Annotated in this window: 14 protein-coding genes; 7 read left to right on the forward strand and 7 right to left on the reverse strand. The window is 56.0% G+C overall.

All coding sequences use genetic code 11. The annotated features are described in order from the left end of the window. Positions 1-62: 62 nt before the first annotated feature. Genes KO116_RS17820 through KO116_RS17830 form a run of 3 tightly spaced genes read right to left on the reverse strand, consistent with a single transcriptional unit; the run spans position 63 to position 3,655 of the window. Positions 63-2,081: a TRAP transporter permease gene (locus KO116_RS17820; protein ID WP_035564463.1), complete on the reverse strand. Its 2,019-nt coding sequence runs from the start codon at positions 2,079-2,081 to the stop codon at positions 63-65. A gap of 32 nt (positions 2,082-2,113) precedes the next feature. After that, positions 2,114-2,626: a DUF1850 domain-containing protein gene (locus tag KO116_RS17825; RefSeq protein ID WP_035564465.1), complete on the reverse strand. Its 513-nt coding sequence runs from the start codon at positions 2,624-2,626 to the stop codon at positions 2,114-2,116. A gap of 57 nt (positions 2,627-2,683) precedes the next feature. Next, on the reverse strand, positions 2,684-3,655 hold the full coding sequence (locus KO116_RS17830; protein ID WP_035564467.1) for a TAXI family TRAP transporter solute-binding subunit: 972 nt from the start codon (positions 3,653-3,655) through the stop codon (positions 2,684-2,686). A 348-nt stretch (positions 3,656-4,003) separates the two neighbouring features. Between KO116_RS17830 and csiR the strand changes: the two genes are divergently transcribed. The 6 genes from csiR (at position 4,004) to gabT (ending at position 10,673) form a co-directional block, all read left to right on the forward strand. Next, entirely contained in the window at positions 4,004-4,723 is a 720-nt protein-coding gene (csiR, locus tag KO116_RS17835; protein ID WP_045812169.1) for a DNA-binding transcriptional regulator CsiR, read from the forward strand. Positions 4,724-4,877: 154 nt separating this feature from the next. Then, positions 4,878-6,056: an acyl-CoA dehydrogenase gene (locus KO116_RS17840; protein ID WP_035564468.1), complete on the forward strand. Its 1,179-nt coding sequence runs from the start codon at positions 4,878-4,880 to the stop codon at positions 6,054-6,056. 67 nt (positions 6,057-6,123) lie between these two features. Continuing rightward, positions 6,124-7,338: a CaiB/BaiF CoA transferase family protein gene (locus tag KO116_RS17845; protein WP_035564811.1), complete on the forward strand. Its 1,215-nt coding sequence runs from the start codon at positions 6,124-6,126 to the stop codon at positions 7,336-7,338. Between the two features lie 251 nt (positions 7,339-7,589). After that, positions 7,590-8,384, forward strand: a complete 795-nt coding sequence (locus tag KO116_RS17850) for an EAL domain-containing protein (protein WP_035564470.1) — start codon at positions 7,590-7,592, stop codon at positions 8,382-8,384. After that, positions 8,385-9,323 carry a sensor domain-containing diguanylate cyclase gene (locus tag KO116_RS17855; RefSeq protein WP_035564472.1) on the forward strand — a complete coding sequence of 313 codons (939 nt, stop codon included), beginning with the start codon at positions 8,385-8,387 and terminating at the stop codon, positions 9,321-9,323. 72 nt (positions 9,324-9,395) lie between these two features. Then, positions 9,396-10,673, forward strand: a complete 1,278-nt coding sequence (gene gabT, locus KO116_RS17860) for a 4-aminobutyrate--2-oxoglutarate transaminase (RefSeq protein WP_035564474.1) — start codon at positions 9,396-9,398, stop codon at positions 10,671-10,673. Positions 10,674-10,722: 49 nt separating this feature from the next. On the opposite strand, the gene KO116_RS17865 is transcribed toward gabT, so the two are convergent. The 4 genes from KO116_RS17865 to KO116_RS17880 form a co-directional block, all read right to left on the reverse strand. Beyond that, positions 10,723-10,971 carry a YkoF family thiamine/hydroxymethylpyrimidine-binding protein gene (locus KO116_RS17865; protein ID WP_035564475.1) on the reverse strand — a complete coding sequence of 83 codons (249 nt, stop codon included), beginning with the start codon at positions 10,969-10,971 and terminating at the stop codon, positions 10,723-10,725. Between the two features lie 9 nt (positions 10,972-10,980). Further along, positions 10,981-11,808: an alpha/beta fold hydrolase gene (locus tag KO116_RS17870; protein WP_035564476.1), complete on the reverse strand. Its 828-nt coding sequence runs from the start codon at positions 11,806-11,808 to the stop codon at positions 10,981-10,983. A 109-nt stretch (positions 11,809-11,917) separates the two neighbouring features. After that, entirely contained in the window at positions 11,918-12,964 is a 1,047-nt protein-coding gene (gene dinB, locus KO116_RS17875) for a DNA polymerase IV (protein ID WP_035564478.1), read from the reverse strand. 43 nt (positions 12,965-13,007) lie between these two features. Further along, positions 13,008-14,471: a protein adenylyltransferase SelO gene (locus tag KO116_RS17880; protein ID WP_035564480.1), complete on the reverse strand. Its 1,464-nt coding sequence runs from the start codon at positions 14,469-14,471 to the stop codon at positions 13,008-13,010. A gap of 82 nt (positions 14,472-14,553) precedes the next feature. On the opposite strand from KO116_RS17880, the gene KO116_RS17885 reads away from it, so the two are divergent. Next, positions 14,554-15,165 (forward strand): DNA-3-methyladenine glycosylase, encoded by a 612-nt coding sequence (locus KO116_RS17885; RefSeq protein WP_035564482.1) that lies wholly within the window; start codon positions 14,554-14,556, stop codon positions 15,163-15,165. The last annotated feature ends 10 nt before the right edge of the window (positions 15,166-15,175 follow it).

The following is a 15,175-nucleotide window of genomic DNA, read 5'->3' on the forward strand; positions in this document are numbered from 1 at the left end:
AAGGCCCGGAGAGATGATCTCCGGGCCTTTTCGTTTCTTGCTAGGGGTTCCACCACTAATAATCAACCGCTAACGGGCGTCACCTCCGATTCGCGCTTGCTAGCCAGCCAGTTGGCGCCAATGGCGACGATCATTACCGCGACACCGGCAATTTCACTGAGCAGATTGGGGTAGAAAACGGCAATAATCGCTGCGGTAATCGCGATGCGCGGCAGCCAAGACATGCGGGTAAACAAGTACCCTTCCAAGGCTGCGGCAAAAGCACCCAATGCCAAAATAGCGATCACTGCGTTCCAGATCACCACGGGTACCGGCCCCCCCATAATGATCTCTGGATTGAAGACCATAAACAGCGGAATCAGGTAGAGACCTTTAGCAAACTTCCACGCCTGGAAGCTGGTTTCCATCGGCTTACTGCCCGCAATCGCCGCCCCGGCAAAACCTGCCAAGGCGATGGGCGGCGTCACGTTGGAGTCCTGGGAGTACCAGAACACCACTAAGTGAGCGACCAGAAGCGGAATGCCAAACTCCTGCGTAAGCGCAGGACCCACCAGCACGATCAAGACGATGTAGCTGGCGGTAACCGGCAGCCCCATACCCAAAATCAAACTGGCTAACAGCACCATTAACAGCGCCAGCAGAATGTTGCCGCCGGAGAAGGCCATCATCATGGATGAGAACTTCAGACCAAGGCCGGTTAAGCCCACAACGCCCACGATAATACCGGCAACTGCACAGGCCATGGAAACCGCCACCGCATTGCGCGCACCTAGCTCCAAACCTTCGATCAGCTTGGCAAAACCTGCCCCCAGCATGCTCTTGGTAGCGCTCGCCGTTACAGGCTGGCCCTGGCGGGGCGCGATAAAGAAGAACCACAGCGCATAGCGAATAACCGCTACGGCCACCATGGTCACCACCGCGTAGTAGCCAACTCGCATGGGCGACATGCTCATTGCCAGCAGCCAGACCAGCACAGCCAGCGGCAGCAGGAAGTGCCAGCCATCTTTCATGACCTGACGCATCTGCGGCAGTTCGTCTTTGGGCAAGCCTTGCATGCCTTGCTTAAGCGCGATGATATGTACAAACAGATAGACCGTAGCGAAGTACATAATCGCCGGCAGGATACTGACCTTGACGATATCCAAATACGGCGTATTGGTGTACTCAGCGATCAAGAAAGCCCCCGCGCCCATCAACGGCGGCATAATCTGCCCGCCGGTAGACGCCGCCGCTTCGATGCCGCCCGCCTGCTTGGCCTGGTAGCCCAACCGTTTCATTAACGGAATGGTAAAGGCACCGGTGGTCACGACATTCGCAATCGCGCTACCGGAAATAGAGCCCATTCCCGCCGAGGCCAATACGGCTGCTTTAGCCGGGCCACCGCGCTGGCGACCCGTCGCTGCATAGGCCATATCGATAAAGAATTTGCCCGCCCCAGTGCATTCCAAAAAGGCACCAAACAGAACAAAAATAAAGATATAGGTGGCCGCGACGCCTAACGGCAGGCCAAAGATACCCTCTTGCCCCAAGTAAAGCTGGCCAGCGACCCGATCGAAGGTATAGCCGCGGTGCTCAAGGATGCCCGGCATCCATTCGCCCAACCACGGCAGCTCGCCCCTTGGCCCGGCAAAGGCGTAAACAATCGCCAGGAAGCCGATCACGGTCATACCGAAACCCACCGCACGGCGGCTGGCTTCCAGCACGGTCACCGTGGCGATACAGGCGACCAGAATATCGGTGTCACTCCAGAACCCTGCACGACTAAAAATCTCGTCCAGGTTGAATACTAAGTAGCCGCCGGTCAGTACCGCCCCGGCTAAAAACACGACGTCTAGCCCCCACCCTAAAACCCCACGCTTACGGGTTGGGCCAAAAGCAGGAAACATTAAAAACGCCAGCATCATAATCAATGCCAGGTGAATACTGCGCTGATAAAAAAGCCCTAAAGGCTGAATACCGGCAGAGTAAAGCTGGAACAGGGAAAGACCCACCGCCACAATGGTGATCGACCACAGCACCATGCGGGGTTGAATCGCATTACCGCCCGGCACCACGCTCGACGGTTGATTGGATTCGCTCATGAAGTCCTCGGAAGCGTTAACTAATGTCGTTTTTATTCACGCGGGAATGCGTGAGGAGCTATTAGCTGAATGGTCACGCGTTGCCCAGCGGCGTGCTCACTTAGGCTCACTGGCGCATGCTCATTGTCTGGCCACACTACGCGATGGTTGACCGCAGGAGAACCAACCCTCAACACATAACGGTTATTGGCGACAGGCTCGTTAATCGCATTAATCCAGTAACCGCCCTCACCGTCTGAAACCTGTTCACCACGGCCAAATATATGCCCAAGCCCGGCGGCAAAGTCGGGTTGATGGCTGCGCTCCAACTGCATGACACCCGCCGCATTGCGATAGCAGTCCAACACGGTGAAGTGCTCAACGGAGTGCTGCCACTTAATACACCAGCGACCGCCAGCAGGCACCCCTTCATCCACCAGGGTGTCGCCTTGCTCGGTCACAACGGCTAGGTGCATAAACGCCGACGCCGAAGCGGGGGAAGCCCCCACTTCGGCGAATGGACAACATGCAATGAGTAGCGCCACCAGTCGTTGCTGCCACTGCATGGCAATATCCTTCAATGTCCTGTAGTAGTGACGGACTGTAGTAGTGACGGACCGTGGTTACGGACGTAGACGATCCGGGATTTCGGCACCCACTTCTTCGAAGTAGCGCAGTGCACCGGGGTGTAACGGCACCGGAGTAGAGTCCATGGTGAACTCAACGGTGGTGTCGTTCGCCGCCGGGTGAACCGCAATCAGCTCGTCAGTATTTTCGAACAGCAGTTGGGTCAACTGGTAAGCCAGCTCTTCATCCATCTCAGAGTTAACAACGAGCACGTTGGGGATACCAATGGTCTGTACGGCTTCATCCATACCGTCATACATACCGGCGGCAAGCTCGTAGGGGGCGAAGACTTCTTCTTCTGCCTGAGCGTTGGCTACTTCTTCATCAGATAGGCTAATCAGGCGAATATCGCGGGTCGCGGCCAAGTTGAGAATCGAGCTGGTAGGCGGCCCAACGCTCCAAAAACCGGCGTCGATATCACCATCGCGAATCGCATCAGCGGTTTCGTTGAAGTTAAGGCGCTGGGGAGTGAAGTCCTCATAGCTGATGCCATTGGCTTCCAGCAAAGCGCGGGCGTTTAGCTCCGTACCGCTACCCGGTGCGCCAACGGAAACGCGCTTGCCTTCAAGGTCAGCAATCGTTTCGATATCCGACTCGGCCAGGGTGACCAGCTGTACTGCGTTAGGGTAAACCGACGCCAGCGCACGGGTGTTTTCGATCTGACGACCTTCGAAGTCACCGGTACCGGTGTAGGCCTGATAGACCGTATCTGCCAGTGCCAGCGCAAGATCCGCATCGCCGCGCATGATCAGGCCCATGTTCTCAACCGAGGCACCGGTGACTTCGGCGGTCGCTTGAGCGCCTTCGATATGGTTGTTGATCATTTCGGCAAAACCACCGCCGATTGGATAGTAAACGCCGCCAGTACCACCAGTGGCGATAGAAAGCTGTTGGGCGCTTGCTGGGAGCGCGACCGCGAGCATAGATGCAGCAGCGGCTGTGGTGTATAGAGAGCGTAGAGTTCGCATGAGCGTTTCCTCCGTCCTGCTTGGACTTATAGGTATGGTTGACGATAAAGGAAGTGTTGAATCCCCCTGCTTCTGCTCGCCATCAGTTAGCAACCAGAAGCGGTGGAAGAGAAGTTAGCACGGCTAATGCGTTAGATGCTAATAGGGCGTTATCAGCGCAGCGGCCCCTTTGCGTGTTCAACAATGGCGGCATAACAAGTAAGGCCGAGCTAGCTTCCTAAGCGGTTTAAAATAACGAAATCCTGCATAAATGTCTTACCCTATGCCAGATTGTTAATATTTATTGATAATGGCCGTTAATTCCCCCCACCCCCTTTGTTATTGATTCAGGATAGGAGCCACACTGCTATGGAGCCCGGTTTTAAAGAGGAAAATAGTAGGGAGAAAGACGCACCACGGCAAAATCTCGCCATCAGCGCTTACCGCCAACTCAAACATGACATTATTCGTGGCCGCTACGCCCCTGAACAAAAGCTGCTAATGAGCCACCTGAAAGAGCAGTACGGCGCCAGCACCGGGCCGCTCCGGGAAGCGCTCTCACAGCTGGTCGCTGATCGTTTAGTCGTGGCCATTAGCCAGCGCGGCTACCGGGTGGCGCCAATGTCGCTGGCCGAACTCAACGATATTTACGACGCCCGGGCCCAGCTTGAAGGGTTGATTCTGCGCCTTGCCATAGAGCGCGGCGACGACGACTGGGAAGCCACGGTGCTGGCCACCGCCCATCGGCTAGCCAAAGTGACCGATATCAATACCCCCGACGACCTGCTCGACCTTTGGGATCAGCGCCATAAAGCCTTCCATACCGCCATCGCCAGCGGCTGTAACTCCCCTCACCTGCTACAAATGCGCAACACCCTGTTTGATCAGGTAGAGCGCTACCGCCACCTATGGCTGCAGGAAACCGTGATGTCGCCCCAGGCGTTGGAGCTCAAGCGTCAGGAGCACGCCGCGCTGGTCGATGTCATTCTGGCTCGCGACACCGCTGAAGCCGACACGCTGATGCGCGACCACTTGATGACCCCGGTGCCGATTATTACCCGCGTCCTTAAGGATCGTGGCATCAGTTAAGCGCTGCGTCGCACAAATTAAATTCTGCGTTTTAAAAAAATGTAGATATTTTAAAAAAACGGCGATACATTGGCCGTAGACTACTTTGCAACCAATCCATTGCTATCGGTTCTCTATACAACCGATCGAACAAATAAATCGAGGACTCCACGCCATGACACACTTTAACTGGGACGACCCGCTGCTACTGGAGCAACAGCTCACCGATGAAGAGCGCCAGATTCGTGATGCGGCCTACGACTACTGCCAGGAAAACCTTCAGCCCCGCGTACTAACCGCCTTCCGTGAAGAGCGCTTTGACCGCGAGATCATGACCGAAATGGGTGAGCTTGGCCTACTCGGCGCCACGGTTTCCCCGGAGTACGGCGGCGCAGGCGTTAACCACGTCGCTTACGGTTTGATTGCCCGTGAAGTCGAGCGCGTTGACTCCGGCTACCGTTCCGCCATGAGCGTGCAGTCCTCGCTGGTGATGTACCCCATCGAAACGTACGGCTCTGAAGAGCAGAAGCAAAAATTTCTGCCTAAGCTTGCCAGTGGCGAGATGGTGGGTTGCTTTGGTTTGACCGAGCCCGACCACGGCTCCGACCCCGGCAATATGATTACCCGGGCGGAAAAAGTTGACGGTGGCTACCGCCTGACCGGCGCCAAAATGTGGATCACCAACAGCCCAATCGCCGATATCGCCGTGGTTTGGGCGAAATCAGCAGCCCACGATAATCAGATTAAAGGCTTTATCGTTGAGCGCGGCACCGAAGGCTTCACGACCCCTAAAATCGAAGGCAAAGTGTCACTACGCGCATCGATTACCGGTGAGATTGTGCTGGATAACGCCTTCGTTCCCGAAGAGAATCTGCTGCCCAACGTCAGCGGTCTAAAAGGTCCGTTTGGCTGCTTAAATAAGGCGCGCTACGGCATCGCCTGGGGTGTGATGGGCACCGCGGAGTTCTGCTGGCACGCGGCGCGTCAATATACCCTCGACCGCAAGCAGTTTGGCCGCCCGCTGGCTGCCAACCAGTTGATCCAGAAAAAACTTGCCGATATGCAGACCGAGATCACCCTTGGCCTGCAGGCCGCGTTGCAGGTGGGCCGCCTGATGGATAGCGGCAACTGGGCACCGGAAATGGTCTCGCTGATCAAGCGCAACAACTGCGGCAAAGCGCTGGATATCGCCCGTCAATCGCGCGATATGCACGGCGGCAACGGCGTTTCTGATGAATACGGCGTGATTCGCCATATGGTCAACCTGGAGTCGGTGAATACCTACGAAGGTACTCACGATGTGCACGCGCTGATTCTGGGCCGTGCACAAACGGGTATTCAGGCGTTCTTTTAAAAATCCCTGAATGACGCCCCGTTAAACGCCATCAGCCAAGGAAACAGCCTTTATGAGCAAGCCCCTTATGAGTGAGCCCACCAAACCACTGGCCGGCATTAAAGTACTCGATATCTCCCGCGTACTGGCCGGACCGTGGTGCGGTCAGATGCTTGCGGATATGGGCGCGGATGTCATCAAGGTTGAACGCCCCGGCAGCGGCGATGACACTCGCCACTGGGGCCCTCCTTGGCTAGCAGGCACAGAAGAGTCGGCGTATTACCTATGCGCTAACCGCGGCAAACGCTCAGTGACCGTCGATATGGCCAAGCCCGAAGGCCAAGCGGTAATTAAGCAGTTAGTCGCGCAATCGGATGTGCTGATAGAGAACTTCAAGGTCGGCGGCCTCAAGCGTTATGGCTTGGATTACGCCAGCCTGAAAGCGCTAAATCCTAAGCTGATCTACTGCTCGATTACCGGTTTTGGCCAGGAAAGCCCTTACGCCCACCGGGCGGGTTACGACTTTATGATTCAAGCCATGGGCGGGATTATGAGCCTAACCGGCAAGCCCGATGACGAACCTGGCGGCGGGCCAGTGAAGAGCGGCGTCGCGTTTACCGATATTTTTACCGGGCTGTATGCGGCCAATGCGATACTCGCCGCGCTTTATCAGCGCCGCGATAGCGGCGTTGGTTGCCATATTGATATGGCATTGATGGATGTCCAGGTGGGTGTGCTCGCCAATCAGGCGTTGAATTACCTGACCTCCGGCAATGTGCCCCAGCGCTTGGGTAACGCCCACCCCAACATCGTGCCTTACCAGGCGTTCGCCACCCAAGATGGCCATATGATCATGGCGGTCGGCAATGACGAGCAGTTCAAGCGTTTTTGCACGGTGCTTTCGCTACCGACCTTGGCTGAAGACCCACGCTTTGCCACCAACGGTGCCCGGGTGAATCACCGGGCACTGCTGGTACCGCAATTGGAAGCGGCGCTGGCCCAACGCACTACCGATGAATGGCTGGCCGCCTTTGAAGCGGTCGGTGTGCCCTGCGGGCCGATCAATACGCTCGATCGGGTGTTCGATGACCCGCATGTAAAAGCGCGCGGGCTCAAACAGACCCTGCCCCACGACCAAGCGGGCCACGTTGATCTAGTGGCCAATCCTATCCGCTTTAATGGCGCTCAACTGAGTGCCACCACGGCGCCGCCCCACTTGGGCCAACATACGGAAAGCGTGTTGGATGAACTCGGCATTAGCTTGGAGCAGCGAACTGCGCTTCGCGAAGCGGGGATTATCTAGCTGTAGTGTTTTGTTATTTCTCTTATCGAGCGCCTTAAACGGCGCTTTTTTTTGGTCGACAGCACCAACAGACACTGTTAGCCAGGAAGCGGGGAGTTACCGGCTAGTGCTTAGCAATGCTAAGCTGTACAACACCTATACAAGAAATGTATTAAGATTTAAACTAAATAGCGTTGAATGCTTCGGTGTAGGTTGCGGGCATTAAGCTATCATTAACAACGTTATCCGACCCCCACCCCACAGGATCAGCTATGAGCCAGTGTGCACGCGTTAATGGCAGTTGCAAACGCTGTGAAGGCGATTTGCCCTTTGAGTTCACCATGGCCTTTCAACCAATCGTGGATCTATCGCTGGCCAAAATCGTCACCTATGAAGCACTGGTTCGTGGCTCGAACGGTGAATCCGCAGGAAGTGTCATTGCCCAAGTCACCGACGACCTGCTCTACCGGTTTGATCAGGCCTGCCGGGTAAAAGCAATCGAGATGGCTAGCGCACTGGATATGCAAACCGACCTTTCGATCAATTTCTTACCCAACGCCGTTTATGAGCCGGAAGCATGTATCCAGGCAACATTAGACGTTTCCAAACGCGTGGGCTGGCCCACCCATCGGCTTATTTTTGAAATTACCGAAACCGAACGCGTCCTCGACCGGCAGCACCTATGCAATATCATCGATGCCTACCGCTCCATGGGCTTCAAAACGGCGCTCGATGACTTTGGCAATGGATACGCCAATTTGGACTTACTGACCGAGTTAACGCCTGATAAGCTCAAAATTGATCGTGAGCTGATCATGAATTGCGATAGTGATATTCGCCGCCAAGCGCTGTTAAACGCGATCATCTTACTCGCTCAAGAACTCGATATGACGTTGATTGCTGAAGGCGTTGAAACTCGCGCCGAAGCACTATGGCTGGCCCGTTCAGGCATCGTGCGCCAGCAAGGCTTTTACTTTGCAAAACCGGCTATTAACTCACTCGGTGATGACATAACTGCTCTGTTAGCAGGGTTAAAAAGTGAAGGCTATTTGGATCAGGAGCAGTGAATGAAAGAGGTTAGTCCCGATCACCTTTACCAGCTTTTTAACCGGTCAAAGCGCAACACTGAAAACGTTATTAAAGCGGCACCCATCGGTATCTGCATCACCAATCCCTCCGGGCATTTTGAGATGGTCAACCCTGCCTACTGCGAGTTTTATGGCTATCGTGAAGAGGAAATACTCGGCCAACACTTTACGGTGGTCGTGCCCGAAGCTTTTCGCGCTCGGCTGTCGGCTTTACACGATGATTTCATTCAAGGCAATGAAACCCATGAACTTCGCCAAGAGTGGGATGTACTGACGAAAAGCGGCAACGTTCACACCATTATTGCCGAAGCGGCACGTATTGAAGGCGAAGATGGTCAATCGCGCAAAGTGACTTTTATTATCGATATCACCCAGCGCAAGCAGTTGGAAGTGCATTTAAAGCAGGCCAATGAACGCCTGGATCACCTAGCCCATCATGATGAGCTAACGGAGCTGTTCAATCGACGTGCGGGGTTGCAACGCCTCGACGAAGAAATCAAACGCTGCAAGCGATACGGCACCACCTTTAGTATCGCGATTTATGACCTGGATGACTTTAAAGCAATCAACGACACCTACGGTCACTGCACGGGGGATACCGTGCTTCAACAAATGACAGCGTTAGTGAGTAAAACACTGCGGGATACCGATTTTCATGTCCGCCTGGGCGGTGAAGAGTTTCTGATCATTATGCCGGGCGTGAATGCTGAAGAGGCCTATCAGGGAATGGAGCGAGTGCGTAAAAGCGTCGCGCAACAAACCTTTAGCGAGCATCAATTAACGGTGACGCTCTCATCGGGGATTGCCAGCTACGTTGAAGCCTCGGGCACACGGCTACTTGATCGTGCCGATAAAGCTATGTATCAAGCTAAACAAACGGGGCGCAATCGTGTTGTCATTGCCTCGTCATCAATGTAATCAAAGCTATTAAGCACTATGCTTATAAGTACTATGCTGAAAGATCATCCCTCATCAATTAGGAAGTAAGCCATGAGCAGCAATGCCGAACTGAACGAGCTGAAACATAAATACGTCGCTGCTGGCGCCGCAAGCCCTGCAACGGCATTCGCCGACCACGCGGAAAACGCTGAAATCTGGGACGCGGACGGCAACCGCTTTATCGACTTCGCGGGTGGCATTGGCGTACTCAACGTAGGTCACCGTCACCCTAAAGTCGTCGCGGCGGTAAAAGCCCAGCTCGATAAGCTGATGCATACCTGCCAGACGGTCATGCCTTATGAAGGCTACGTTAAGGTCGCGGAAAAGCTCAGTCACATCGTTCCGGTTCGTGGTCATGCCAAAGTCATGCTGGCCAACTCCGGTGCGGAAGCGCTGGAAAACGCGGTCAAGATCGCCCGCGCCGCTACCGGCCGCTCCAACGTTATCTGTTTCGATGGCGGCTACCACGGTCGTACCTTTTACACCATGGCCATGAACGGCAAAGTGGCGCCTTACCAGAGCGACTTCGGCCCGATGCCGGGCACCGTCTTCCGTGCGCCCTATCCAGTGCCCTACCACGGCGTGAGCGAAGATGAAGCCATTCGCGGCCTGAAAATGACGCTGAAAACCGATGCCAACCCGAAAGACACCGCGGCCATCGTGCTCGAGCCGGTGCTTGGTGAAGGCGGTTTCTACCCCGCCTCTACCAGCTTTCTGACTAAAGTTCGCGAAATCTGCGATGAGCACGGCATGCTGATGATCGTCGATGAAGTGCAGTCGGGCTTTGGCCGTACCGGCAAAATGTTTGCCATCGAACATAGCGGCGTCGAGCCGGACATCATGACCATGGCCAAGAGTATGGCTGATGGCATGCCGATCTCTGCTATCGTCGGTACCGATAAAGTGATGGACGCTTCAGGCCCTAACTCGCTGGGCGGCACCTACACCGGCAGCCCCACTGCCTGTGCGGCGGCGCTAGCGGTCATGGAAGTGTTTGAAGAAGAGAACATTCTGGACAAGAGCCGGGCCCTGGGCGACAAGCTGGCCAAGCGCTTTAACGTGTGGGCAGACAAGTTTGATTGCATCGACCACGTGCGCAACATGGGCGCGATGGCTGCCTTTGAGCTGGTGTCGAACAAAGCCGAGCATACGCCTAACCCAGAACTGGCTGCCGCGCTATGCAAGAAAGCTCGCGAAGAGGGCTTGATCCTGCTGTCATGCGGCATGTACGGCAACACCATCCGCTTCCTAATGCCCGTCACCATTCAAGACGACGTACTCAACGAAGGCCTGGATATTATTGAGTCCTGCCTGGATTCCTTGGTGTAAGCACCATTTAAGCCAAAGCAGACGCCGCCCAATCGGGCGGCGTTTTGGTTTAACGAGGCCGGTGGTCTCCTTCCAAAAAGTTAGCCGTAAAGACCGCTTTGCCATGGGTCTCAAACGACCACCTCATCACCTCGCTTAACGCTGCCATTACCTCATCGAACTCACCAAATACCTGAGTGCTCATTCGATTCGGGTGCACTTCCAATCCTGTCGCTTCCAGGCGTTTCACCACTTCTTTGACCACCGGCTTAAAATCATCGGCCAGTGGGTAGTAGCTAAGCTGTACGGAAAGATACATAACGCCTCCTTACGCTGTATGAGAAGACTGACTGGTGCTGGCGATACGCTGCCAGGCAGCCAATATGGCGGCACGCGTCTCATCCGGATGCTCCATCGGGAACATATGCGTGCCGGGAACCTCGCTCACCGATAACCCCTTGCGCCTCAAGCGTTTGATACGAGATGCCGTCAACAGGTGCGACTCGTTACCCGCCACCAGCTCAAGCGGCACGCCAAGCCGCTGTGGCAGGCGCGAAAGGTGATCCGGCAGATGGCGGAAAATCTCCACCTCAATACTCGGATCGAAGGTCAGTTCTGCGCTGCCGTCATCCAATATGCGTGTCCCTGCTTCAATGTAGTCGTTGAGTGCTTCCGGGGTAAAGCGGCGAAACAGACCACGACGCCCCAGCGAAGTCGCCATGACCTCTCTGCTCGGCCACACGGTGCGCCGCCCTAAGGTTTTACCCGCTGGCGTTACCCGGTCCACAAAGCCAAACCGCTTGGCGGCTTTCATCGCCCAGGCATCCGTTCCCAGCATCAACGGCGGGTCCAGCATGATCACCCCGCAAAAGCGCTCGGGCTGTTTATCGGCCGCCATGGCCATCAGCGTCCCCCCCAGCGAATGCCCCACGCCCAGCAGCGGTTTATCACTCTGCGGTAGGTAGCTCAGCAGCTCATCCACCAGATTGCCCCAATTGTGATTCACCGGGTAATCCGGGTGGTGGCCCAGCCGATCCAGCGGGTGCAGGTCAAACATCTCTGCCAGCGGATTGAGCAAGCTGCGATAGCTCAGCCCTGGAAAACCATTGGCATGGGCAAACACTAAACGGGGGCGTTGGGTAGCATCAGCAGGCATGGCAGGGCTCGTGAGTAATCAAATGTAGGATAAACAAATCAAACTATCATACGTCTGTTTTATCGCGGGCCTGGAGGAGCGTCAATCCATAAAAGGATTAACAGGCTAATTAAAACAACGACAGCTGATGCTCCTGGCTGTTTTCCGCGAGCCGATAGCCTACGCCCAGCAGGCGCACGGGGCGCTCGCCTCTGGCCCAGCCAACGTTAAGCAGCGTTTCGAACTGAGCAAGATTGGGAGCAGGATCAGCGTGTTCGACGGTGGTTTGAGTAAAGTCGTTGAATTTTACTTTGACGATGAGGCCGCGCACCGCCAATGGCGGGTCTAGACGTGCATAGCGGCGCTCCAGATCTTCGATCAGCGCGGGTAGTTCTCGGTGACAGGCATCGAGGTTGGGTAAATCCTGAGCATAGGTCTGCTCGGTACTCACCGATTTGCGCTCCCGGTGGGTTTTCACTGGGCGCTCGTCCCGCCCCCAGCTTAGCTCATGCAGCCGCCGTCCAAAACGGCCAAAGTGCTCGACCAGGTCGGTTAGCGAACGGGTACGCAGGTCAGCACAGGTATGAATATCCAGCCCCGCTAACTTCTCAGCCGTACGCGGGCCCACCCCATGGATTTTCTTGACCGGCAGTTGCTGCACAAAGCTATCGACCTTATCTGGCGTGATCACGCACAGGCCGTCGGGCTTGTTCCAGTCGCTAGCGATTTTAGCCAGAAACTTATTGGGCGCGACGCCTGCTGAAACGGTGATCCCCACTTCTCGGCTGACCCGTTCGCGGATCGCTTCGGCCATTAGTGTCGCGCTACCGTGATGCAGCGTGACCTCTGAGACATCCAGAAACGCCTCATCCAGCGAGAGCGGTTCGATCAGTTCAGTCACATCGCGATAAATGGCGAAGACCTGGCGGGCGACCTCTTTGTATTTGGCCATATCGCCGCGAATCACAGTGAGATGCGGGCAGCGCTTAAGCGCTTGGCCCATGGGCATGGCCGAGTGAATGCCAAACTCGCGGGCGGGATAGTTGCAGGTGGCAACCACCCCGCGCTGCTCGACGCTGCCGCCAATGGCAATGGGGATATCCCGCAGCGCGGGGTTGTCGCGCACTTCCACTGCTGCATAAAAGCAGTCACAGTCGCAGTGAATGATTTTGCGCACTGGCTACCCTTCTACCTGTAAAAAACCACAGTTTATCACAGCCTCAGGTGCCGCAGAACGTTCTCAACACTTGCTCATTTTCCGTAGCAGGCGCTGCTAAACGGCGCGCTTCAACAGATTCATCGAACGGCTTAGTCACAACTGCCAATAAAGTGTGGAAAGGCGCAAAATCACCATCGTAAGCGGCATCAATGGCTTCCTGAACCCGGTGGTTGCGGGGAATGATCACCGGGTTGGCGCTTCGCATGGCGGCGGAGCGCGGGCTGTCTTGACTGACGACTTGCTCGGCCTGCCAAGTCTCCAGCCACGCGGTCAACTCACTGGGCTGAGTCGTCAGCGCCAGCAGCGCTTCACGGTGCTCATCACTCGGCGAAAGTGCGTAGTGAGTGAGCGCATCGAAGGTGGCGGTCATATCCATCCGCCCTTGATGCATCTGGCTTTCCAGTGCTTCCATCAATGGCGCTGCTTGAGGGCTTTCCGCCGCCAAGCCGAGTTTATCGGCATGCAAGCGGAGCTGCTCTGCGCTGAACAGCGTATCGAAGCGACGAATGACGTCAGTGGCCTGCTGCACCAGCGCGTCGCCCTCTTCACGCATTAATGGCAACAGCGTTTCGGCAAAGCGCGCCAAGTTCCACTGAGCAATGGCGGGCTGGTTCTCAAAGGCGTAGCGCTTACCCTGATCGATGGAGCTAAACACCTTCTGTGGATCAAACTGCTCCATAAAGGCACAGGGGCCGTAGTCGATGGTCTCCCCGGCGATGCTGCAGTTATCGGTATTCATCACGCCGTGGATAAAGCCGACGCTCATCCAGCGCGCAATCAGCACCGCTTGGCGGGCCACCACCGCCTCTAATAGCGCCAAATACGGGTCTTCCGCGTTGGCGGCTTCCGGGTAGTGGCGCTCAATAACATGATCCGCCAGTGCTTTAAGCAGTACTTCATCCCGTTGCGCAGCGGCAAACTGAAAGGTGCCCACGCGAATATGACTGCTTGCCACGCGGGTAAAGACGGCGCCGGGCTCGGCCATTTGCCGCACCACCCGCTCGCCGCTGGTCACCGCGGCCAGAGCGCGGGTGGTGGGAATGCCCATCGCGGCCATAAACTCGCTGACCAAGTACTCACGCAGCACCGGCCCTAACGGCGAACGACCATCGCCACCGCGGGAAAACGGCGTGCGGCCGCTGCCTTTTAGCTGCACATCGCGGCGCACGCCATTCTGGTCGATCACTTCACCCAGCAGCAGCGCACGGCCATCGCCCAGTTGCGGCACAAAGTTGCCAAACTGGTGGCCTGCATAGCCTAATGCGCCCGGCTTGGCTTCTGGCATAGGCTGGTTGCCGCTAAACCACAGAGCCAGCGTTTCGGAGTCAGGTATCTCTTTGGCGCCTAGCTCATGGGCAAGCGGGGCATTAAACGCGATCAGCTCGGGTTGGGCCACGGGCGTTGCTTGGGTGGCAACCCAAAGGGGTTCCGGTAACGTGGAATAGAGATGTTCAAATGACAGCACGATAGGCTCCGCTTCTAATTGCTATGGTTAGCTAATACCCTAGCATTCTACTCAACTAAACGCCGAGGCGATGTTGCCAAACATGCCAAATGTTAAAGAGAGCGTACTGACGCCACTGCCCAGAGATTTTTATAACCACGACACGCTAGAAGTGGCGCGTGACATGCTCGGCTGCTGGCTGGTGCGTGAGCATAACGGTGAGCAAATGGCAGCAAGAATTGTCGAAACCGAGGCTTATTGCGGCGCCGAAGACTCTGCCTGCCATGCCCACCGTCGCCGCTCACCGCGAACAGAAGCGATGTTCGGCCCCGCTGGCCACGCTTATGTCTATCTCGTTTACGGCATGCACTGGCTACTGAACGTGGTGACTGAACCGGAAGACTCACCCTGCGCGGTATTGATTCGTGCGGTGGAGCCCATAGCCAACGAGACCGCCATGCGCGCTACCCGCCAAGCAACGGGGAAACAGCTGAGCAATGGCCCAGGAAAGCTCACGCGTGCGTTAACGATTGATAAAGCGCTGTATGGCCATGATATGACCCAGGCGGACAAGCTGTGGATTAGCGCAGCAACACACGACGCCTCAATAGCCAGCGGCCCACGTGTGGGTATCGATTACGCCCAGCCCGAGCACCGCGATGCGCCATGGCGACTCTGGCTGGAAGATAATCCGTGGGTATCAAAGGCGCGCTAGCGCTGAACAG

Origin of the sequence: Halomonas sp. KO116 (genome assembly GCF_000734975.2) — a bacterium.
In the GTDB taxonomy this organism is placed as follows: domain Bacteria; phylum Pseudomonadota; class Gammaproteobacteria; order Pseudomonadales; family Halomonadaceae; genus Vreelandella; species Vreelandella glaciei.